Source organism: Stenotrophomonas sp. 3diitr2024 (assembly GCF_042136455.1).
GTDB lineage: Bacteria > Pseudomonadota > Gammaproteobacteria > Xanthomonadales > Xanthomonadaceae > Stenotrophomonas > Stenotrophomonas sepilia.
Window position 1 is genome coordinate 1 of the sequence record NZ_JBHHMJ010000154.1, and the last position, 8,076, is coordinate 8,076.

Here is an 8,076-nt window from a genome sequence, read left to right on the forward strand (position 1 = left end):
GCCTCAACCGCCGCGGCGGCGAACCGGCGTCAGGCTCTGCACCTGACCGTTGTTGCGCATCATGCACAGGAAACGGCCATCGGGATAATCGATGATCAGTTCCTGGTAATCGCTGCCCACCGGCATCTGGGTGACCAGCGCGCCCTGAGCGCCCTTGCGCATGTTGCAGGCGCCCAACGCGGTATCGCCTGCCGGCGCCGGGGTGGTCACCGAAGACACATTGCGGAACACCGCGCGGCAGCCGCCATTGACCCACACCGAGTGCCGGGACAGGCCCCAGTTCTTGCCTTCCTCGCATCGGGTGCGGCTGAGCTGGCGCACGATTTCCACATTGCCGCGGGTATTCAGATCGCACGACACCTGCTGCTGGCCGGTGGATTCGCAGGTGACTTCGCGGGGTAGCGCGGCATCCCCAGCGGCAGCGTCGCGAGGGCGAACGCTGTTTGCGGCGGGCGCAGGTGCACCACTGCTACTGACCTGGCAAATGCCATTGGCGCCGCCACGGCCGGTGTAGCTGATCTGCGGCGTGCCGTCATCGCTGCGGCTGATCGACAACGTGATACCACTGTTGGCATCGCGCGCTTCGAAGTAGCGGTCGTTGAAGCGTTTCAGCGCCGCCTCGCGGCCCTGCACGTAGACGGGGCCGCCTTCGTCGGCGTGCACATCGATACCGCCCGGGCAGCTGGCGTTGAAGAACGGCACGGCGGCCATGGCCGGGGCCACGAAAGCGGTGGACACCAGTGCGACGGTGAGCGATAGGGCATGGCGACGCATGTGCGGATCCCGAAGGGGCCCAGGGTGGGCGTGTGGCGGCAGTATGCGGTGGGGCGCTGCGGCCTGTCCGTGAGGAATATCAAGAACCCGGCGGCGCGCGTGGGGATTCAGGTCTGATAGGGTGTTCCTGGAGCCCTGCCGGGGCGGTTAAGCCAGCTTTACGTCGTGGGCCGCGATGGGCCGTGCGACAGCAATGGCACAGCCGGATGTATCGTGGTTCGCGGCACTGCGCGAACTGTCGCTTCTGGCATTGCACTGCTCGAAACAGGCCAATCGCGATAATTCATTTTTCCTTTCAGATCTCCCGATGCCATCGAAACAATCGACTGGCAGACGGGGATTTCGCCTGCGCATGATGAATCGCCACCTGCAGAGGTGGCCGGGTCTTCCAAGCCCGTTTGATTGAAGCTGTATACGCTTGCCAGCCGGCGTCGTCCTTCCAGGTGCGGCGCCGGCTGGCAATCCGTTCGCCGATCGACGGCGGGCGGTGCGTGGGGGCCCTGTGCCCGCCGGCTCATCGATCTCCGGTCTTGGAAGCCACGCATCGCCCGCCACCCTATCGTGGCGGCACCTCTGTTCCTGACGAGGATGCCCGCATGTCCAGAACCAACCACCCATACCTGACCGCCACCCTGGGCGAGGCCGCCCTGCGCCTGCCGCCCGAACTGGCGCAGCCATTGGAAGCCGCTTTCGCCGCTGCGAACGAAGCGCCTGCGTCCATCAACCTGCCCAGCTGCCTGCAGCGCATCCGCGCCGGTGATGCCGCCGATGGACAGCCGTGGACGGGGCCCGCCAGCACACCCGGCCAGGCCGTGGCCGCCGCACGCCGGGATCGCGCTGCGGTGGGTTTGGTGTCGCTGTTGGAGCTGTACCACGCCGCCGAGCGCGTGCGCGTGGACGGGGAAGAGAAAGACGACATCGGCGACGGCACGCGCGAAGGACTGATGCTGGCCTGCCGGGGACTGGCGGAGTATGTGGCGTTGCAGGTGCGTAGCTGAGGCTGCTGCGGTCGCAGTGTATGTGCGGCATTGATCGAAGGATCTGCCCGCGCCATACAGTGAGTTGACTCACCGGGTTGGGACGAGAAAACCAGCGAATGGCGGTTTCTTCATCTTCGTTCCATCGCCTTTGCGACCGGCGCCGCGCCGACGCATCATGATCGGCGCATGTGCTTATGCTGCGCTGGCGTGCAATCGCACACCCAAGGCACGGATCACGGACCCAATCCGCAGTCAAAAGATGCTGTGCTAGATTCAAGAGCGTGACATTGGCGCGAGAGACGCTTTCATGGATGCATGGGTCGAGAAATGCGCTTCTTCATCAGAACGTGAACTTCGGCGCCACCTCTGGATAGCAGTGCGTCGTCGCCTCGCGATCGCTGTTCCGGCGCTTGTGCTGGCAGCATGTACGAGCGCCGCGCCGCCGCCCCCATCAGATCATCTGAATCAAACACAGCCCGTCGAATCAGGTAGTCAAACTGGTATGGAGCGGTTCAAGAACGATATCGAGCGTTTGACCAAATTGCGTTTTGATGATGTCGACGCATTGAATGAACAGCTCCACACGCACCTGGGAGAACCGACTCGACAAGGCTTGAGGGACGAGCGGACCGCAGAACGCGGCATGCTGGGCGGACTTGGTATCCAGAACATCACGCTGAGAAGTCCTGCCGACGATCCTACGCACGCGACCTTGATCTTTGAATTCACACCGCCGAGCATCGCGCTCGAGGGAATCATCTGGGAAGAATCCGCCATGTATCCACCCCACCCGGATGCGCCTGATTCCCGCCCTTACTGGTCTGCTCAGGTGAACAGTGCCAAGGTTGTACTCGGGCTCTCCCTTGACCACAAGACGCTGACCTACGTATCGATCAGTCAGCGCTGATCCCTGTCATTGCGAAAGAGCCGCACCATGGAGCGTACTGAAGAATCTGCACTGTCACAGCCGCAGGAGAGTGGCCGACCAGGGGCAACACGTCGTCCGGCTTCGCCTTTGGTTGATCCCTCGCTGGCATCGCTTCTGACCAAATCCCCAACACTTCGAGCGGGTCTTGCACAGGCTGATAGTCCCTTGCACGTGGCAAGAGAGTATTCATCGTCGAGGGAGCGATGGACGATCCTGCCCAACGCCGTGGAACCATGAATATGATGGACGCGCTTCGCCTGCCTGAAGCAGAGTCCCTTCATCGCGCTGAAGCGTTGGCCGCAGATCTTGAACAGCAGCCGGCGCAGCAGGTTCATGCGCAGGACGGGCCAGCATTCTCAAGGTAAGGCCGTCGACGCAACCGCTCTGCCGCCCTTCGAACAAATGGGAGTACCTGGAGCAGCGCAAAGAGGCGCTGACTCATGGGAATGGGGGCGATTATCCTAGTCGAACGGATGACCTGGTTGTCGTGGAACACCTGACACGATTCGCTGGAGCGGAGGCATCAGCCCCGCTTTCATGTGGGGACAAGATGCGCACAATTGCAATCTTCCTGGTTGGCGTCTGCACCATTGTTCTTTCAGGCTGCGCGACTACCACACTTCCCAATGGGGTTGCTTCAGCGGGATACACTGAAGTTGTTTCCGTCCCTCTAGGCCCTCTCCGTTACTTCCATACGACTTCTGTTCTACCGGGGAAGAACGCCGTAGGCGCTACGAACCTCGTCCGCTGCGCGAATACCGCGCGGACGATCAACCTGCAGATCGCGAACGGGCTGGCGCTTGATGCCGCAGATGTGTGCGCACGTATCGATGCTGCGGCTGCGGCATCCGAGTCATGGATACCGGCAGCATCAAACAGGTACCGAATCCTTCTTCTGCCGGAAGGCACTGCTGGGGCAATACGAACAAGATCGATTGGCCTCTTTGCCACAGGCAGGCAGCTTGCGTTTGTGGCACCTGTATACAGCAATCAACATAGAACCTTCGCGAATCTTGTTGACTTGGTTGCGCACGAAAGCTTTCACGCTTTAGGCCACGCTGAAAAAAATCCCCGAGGACAGGACGAAAGAAGCGCCTACTACGCGGGCCTGTGCGCGCAACTTCGGATCAACGGCCTCATTGCGGAAGAAGACTTACCGGGGGCCCCTCTCGCGTCCGGCGATCAGGCGGTACGCTACTCCTCGCAGGAAGCCTATCGCGTGCGACTGGAAACCTATCCGTTGCTGGCGGACGGAGGCATCCGGCTTGGAGCTTCATCCGGCGACTTGATGCTGGACCGATGCCAGCAGATCAGAAGCGAGGTTGTCGGGCTTCAGTCGAGCTCATTAGTTCCTCCTAGGAGTCTGCTTCCCTGAGGTCAGCGTAGGGACGGACGGCAGACGCAGGAAAGCCAGCGTACTGCGCTGGCCTTTTTCGTTGAAACCCCTGTTTTCAAGGCGTTTCAGAGCTTCCCAGGTGGTGCCGCTTATCCGAATCGAACGGATGACCTACTGTTTACAAGACAGTTGCTCTACCAACTGAGCTAAAGCGGCATGGTTGGTGCACCGGCGGCAGCGCCGCGGTCAGGGGATTCTAGCGCAACCGCGTGCATTCCAGCGACCGGCTCTGGGCTGCGCCGCTGCGCTGCTGGGCCTGGGCCGGCTGCGTGCCTGCCGCCAGCTGCCCTTCCAGCCACCATTGGCCGGTGTCGCCGCTGGCGACCAGGCGCGGCTGGAAGCCGGCGGCCTGCACCGCCGCCATGCGCCGTTCGGCGCCTTCGCGGTTGCGGTACTGGCCCAGCGCCACGGCGTTGGCCTCCTCGCCCTGGCTGATGATGTAGTAGTCGCTCAGGCCGGCGGCGACGATGCGCTTCACGGTGGCCTGGGCTTCGTCACGGTTGGCGGCGGCCGGCAGCATCACCCGGTAGCGGGCACTGCCGCTGGCAGCGGGCTGTTCGCGCAGGCGCACCTGGCTGAGCAGCGTACCGGCCTTGCCCTGTGCACTGGTCGCGGCGGCGCGGTCGGCGAACGGGCCCAGCGCGACGCAGCGCGGCGGCTCGGCGGCCGCGGGCGGGGTTACGGGCTTTTCCGCTGCCGGAACGGGTGCAGGCGGTGTTCCCGGCTTGGCAGCGTCAGCAACCGGCGCAGCCTCAGCCACCTGCGGCTTGGCAGATTCCGGCTTGGCCGGCACGGCCGGCGCGGGTGTCGCAGCCACCGCGGTCTTCGCCGCCGGTTCGCGCTCCATCAGCGGTGCAGTCGGGGCGGCGGCGGTGGCCTCGGCTGCGGCATTGGCATCCACGCCACCGGGCACCCAGCGCAGCTCGGCGACGCCAGCCGGTTGCGGCGCAGGCGCAGGCTTCTGCGGCGCATCGCGCAGCAGCCACCAGCAGGCGACGCCGAGATTGAGAATGGCCAGTACGACGATCAGGGCACGGGTGAGCATGCGCGGATACTAGCGCGCGCGCTGGTGCACCGCCCAGCGGGCGAGGCCATCCAGCACCAGCGAGGGGTGGTAATCGGCAGCGGGCAGCAACGGCATCAGCGCCGCTGCGCCGCCACCGTGCACCAGCAGCGACGGTGCCACGCCCAGCAGCGTGTGCGCGTGCTGTGCGCTGCGTTCAATCAGCGCCACCGCAGCGCCATCGCAGCCGGAAGCCAGCGCGTCGGCGGTGTCGTTGGCGAACTCGCTGTAGCCGCCACCGGTCGCGGGCAGCTGCACGGCACGCGCGTGCAGTGCTTCGCGCATGGTGGTGGGCGATGCGGAGATGCGGCCACCGTGGTGCTGGCCGTCGGCATCGAGCAGATCAATCGTCAGTGCGGTGCCCACGCCGACCACCAGCACCGGGCGCTGCGCCTTGGCCGCAGCCAGCAGGGCGAGGAAGCGGTCGACGCCGAACTTTTCCGGCCTGGCATAGGCAATGCGCACGCCGGCGCATTCGGCGCTGGTGCGCACCACATGCACATGCTCGAAGCGGCGCTGCAGCTGGTCCAGCATCGCGCTGGTCAGCGACGGTGCCGCCACGCTGGCCACGAACGCGGTGCGGCCGCTGGGCAGGCTGTGCGGCGGCTGCCCGGCCATGCCTTCGGCGCCATGCGCCCAGGCCTGTACGTCACCGGCACGGTCACCCTGCAACGGCGCGAACTTGAAGCGCGAGTTGCCGAGGTCGAACAACCAATCGCTCATGCCGCCCTCACGCTGACTTCTCCGGCGTGCAGCAGGCGTTCCTGGCCATCGATGCGCACGCGCAATGCGCCGTCATCAGCCAGGCCAAGCGCAGTACCGTGCTGCCACTGCCCGTCCAGTTCCACGCGCACTTCGCGGCCGGCCAGCATGTCGAAGGCAGCGTAGCGCGGCAGGAACGGAGCGAGGCCTTCGCGATCGAATTCTTCCAGCGCCGGCAGCAGGCGCGCCAGCACGGCAGCAACCACCCCATTGCGGTCCACCGGCTTGCCGGCCAACGTGTCCAGGTCCACCCACGGCTGGGTGATCTGCTCGCCGAACGACGGCGGCATGTGGGTGTTGATGCCGATGCCGATCACCGCGCGCGCCGGGCCGGCGTATTCGCCACCGCCCTCGGCAAGCAGGCCGACCAGCTTGCGCTTGCCATCGACGATCAGGTCGTTCGGCCACTTCAACTGCGCTTGGGTGTAGCCCAGGTCGTGCAGCGCTTCGGCCACGGCGATGCCGGCCACCAGGCTCAACCCGGCCAGGCGGCCCAGGCCGCCGGAGTACAGGCGCATCACCGACAGGTAGATATGCGCGGCCAGCGGCGAGGCCCAGGTGCGGCCACGACGACCGCGGCCACCGGTCTGGCGTTCGGCCAGCAGCACGCTGACCCCGCGCTGGGGCGCGCTGCACCGCAGCAATTCAGCGTTGGTGGAGTCCACCGTCCAGGCCACCTGCAGGTCGTGCAGCAGGGCCTGGGCATCGGCGGGCAGGCCGGCGCGGATCGCCGCCGGGTCCAGCAGGTCGACCGGGCGGGTCAGGCCATAGCCCTCGCCAGCACGGCCCTCGATGTCCACACCTGCGGCCCTAAGCCCTTGAATACGCTTCCAAACAGCCGCCCGGGTCTGGCCCAGCTCTCGGGCCAGGGCGTCGCCGGACAGGCGACCGGCAGCGAGTTTGGCCAGCAATTGGCGATCGTCCACGGCAGCTTCCACGAAGTCAGGAAGGAATTATGCGGGAAAGCCGCCAGCGACGCCTGCCACGCTGGGTTCCGCAGGGGCTTCCAACGGGGCGCCGGGTTCGGGCTAGAATCGGGAACTCACCCTCCCTTAACGTGGATGTCGTCAATGCGCCGTTATGCCCATTGCCTGATCCTGCTGATGATGCCCTTCGCGGCGTCTGCAACGGCAGCGCTGGACGACAGCCGGGGCGCCTGCGTGTCCTCCAACGGTGATGCCGCCTCGCAGCGCGCGCCGACCGCGACCGCCTCGGCTGCGACCACCAAGCCGGCACCGGTACGCCCTGCGGCCAGCAGTGCCACCAGCACCGGGGGCGGCGGCAGCGACGACGACGTGCTGCAGCGCATCCGTGCGCCGAAGTGGCACAGCTACCTGCCGGGAATGTTCCGCTGATCAAGTCGTTGCTGCAGTGGCTGCGGCCCTCGCCGCGGCCGATCGACGATGCGCTTTGGGAAGACGCCTGCCGCCCTGCGGCCTGGCTGCACGGCCTGGACGACGAACGCCGCGCGCGACTGCGCGTGCTGGCCACGCGCTTCCTGCATGAGAAGACCATTACCCCTGTCGGTGAACTGCAACTGCAGGCTGGCGATGGCGTGCTGCTGGCCGCACTGTGCTGCCTGCCGCTGCTGGAATTCGGTGAAGTGGGGCTGGAAGGCTGGTCGCAGCTGATCGTCTACCCGGATGCGTTCCGCGTGCACCGCAGCCACATGGATGCGGCCGGCGTGTTGCACGAGTGGGATGACGAGCTGATCGGCGAGTCGTGGGACAGTGGTCCGTTGATCCTGTCCTGGGCCGATGTGCAGGCCGACCTGGCCGCGCCGCACGACGGCTACTGCGTGGCGGTACATGAGATGGTGCACAAGCTCGATGCACTGGATGGTGCGATGGACGGCACACCGCCGTTGCCCCGGCAATGGCAGCGCGAGTGGGCGGCCACGTTCCAGCGCGCCTACGACGCGTTCTGTGCGCAGGTGGACGCAGGCGAAGAGACGCTGATCGATCCGTATGCGGCCGAGGCGCCGGAAGAGTTCTTCGCGGTGGCCAGCGAGTACCACTTCTCGGCACCGGATCTGCTGCAGCAGGCGTTGCCCGAGGTCGCCGCGCAGCTGCGGCGGTTCTATGGCGAGCCGCCGAAGATCGAATTTCGGTAGTGCCGGCCGCTGGCCGGCAACCAAGCAAGGCTACCGAAGATCATGAGGTTGCCGGCCAGC

General features: G+C 65.7%; 9 protein-coding genes and 1 tRNA gene. 5 read left to right on the plus strand and 5 right to left on the minus strand.

Annotation, left to right across the window (positions count from 1 at the left end):
• Positions 1-3: 3 nt before the first annotated feature.
• The gene (locus tag ABGA94_RS03800; protein ID WP_111128916.1) at positions 4-774 is read right to left on the minus strand and encodes a DUF3011 domain-containing protein; all 771 of its coding nucleotides are present in this window, start codon (positions 772-774) and stop codon (positions 4-6) included.
• Positions 775-1,370: 596 nt separating this feature from the next.
• Between ABGA94_RS03800 and ABGA94_RS03805 the strand changes: the two genes are divergently transcribed.
• The 3 genes from ABGA94_RS03805 to ABGA94_RS03815 all read left to right on the plus strand — a co-directional run bounded on the left by ABGA94_RS03805 (position 1,371) and on the right by ABGA94_RS03815 (position 4,057).
• Positions 1,371-1,772: a hypothetical protein gene (locus ABGA94_RS03805; RefSeq protein ID WP_164263496.1), complete on the plus strand. Its 402-nt coding sequence runs from the start codon at positions 1,371-1,373 to the stop codon at positions 1,770-1,772.
• A gap of 289 nt (positions 1,773-2,061) precedes the next feature.
• Positions 2,062-2,661 carry a hypothetical protein gene (locus tag ABGA94_RS03810; protein WP_197598772.1) on the plus strand — a complete coding sequence of 200 codons (600 nt, stop codon included), beginning with the start codon at positions 2,062-2,064 and terminating at the stop codon, positions 2,659-2,661.
• Between the two features lie 571 nt (positions 2,662-3,232).
• Entirely contained in the window at positions 3,233-4,057 is an 825-nt protein-coding gene (locus tag ABGA94_RS03815; RefSeq protein ID WP_375366428.1) for a hypothetical protein, read from the plus strand.
• Between the two features lie 101 nt (positions 4,058-4,158).
• On the opposite strand, the gene ABGA94_RS03820 is transcribed toward ABGA94_RS03815, so the two are convergent.
• The 4 genes from ABGA94_RS03820 to birA form a co-directional block, all read right to left on the minus strand.
• Positions 4,159-4,234: transfer RNA gene (locus ABGA94_RS03820), tRNA-Thr, on the minus strand.
• 40 nt (positions 4,235-4,274) lie between these two features.
• Positions 4,275-5,123: an SPOR domain-containing protein gene (locus tag ABGA94_RS03825; protein WP_111174937.1), complete on the minus strand. Its 849-nt coding sequence runs from the start codon at positions 5,121-5,123 to the stop codon at positions 4,275-4,277.
• A gap of 9 nt (positions 5,124-5,132) precedes the next feature.
• On the minus strand, positions 5,133-5,864 hold the full coding sequence (locus ABGA94_RS03830) for a type III pantothenate kinase (protein ID WP_111128908.1): 732 nt from the start codon (positions 5,862-5,864) through the stop codon (positions 5,133-5,135).
• Positions 5,861-6,829 carry a bifunctional biotin--[acetyl-CoA-carboxylase] ligase/biotin operon repressor BirA gene (birA, locus tag ABGA94_RS03835; protein WP_111128906.1) on the minus strand — a complete coding sequence of 323 codons (969 nt, stop codon included), beginning with the start codon at positions 6,827-6,829 and terminating at the stop codon, positions 5,861-5,863. The genes ABGA94_RS03830 and birA overlap by 4 nt, the downstream gene beginning before the upstream one ends.
• A 144-nt stretch (positions 6,830-6,973) precedes the next feature.
• Between birA and ABGA94_RS03840 the strand changes: the two genes are divergently transcribed.
• Positions 6,974-7,258, plus strand: coding sequence for a hypothetical protein (locus ABGA94_RS03840; protein ID WP_014645622.1), 285 nt, complete (start codon positions 6,974-6,976; stop codon positions 7,256-7,258).
• Positions 7,225-8,016, plus strand: coding sequence for a zinc-dependent peptidase (locus ABGA94_RS03845; protein WP_375366433.1), 792 nt, complete (start codon positions 7,225-7,227; stop codon positions 8,014-8,016). Before ABGA94_RS03840 ends, ABGA94_RS03845 begins: the two co-directional genes overlap by 34 nt.
• The last annotated feature ends 60 nt before the right edge of the window (positions 8,017-8,076 follow it).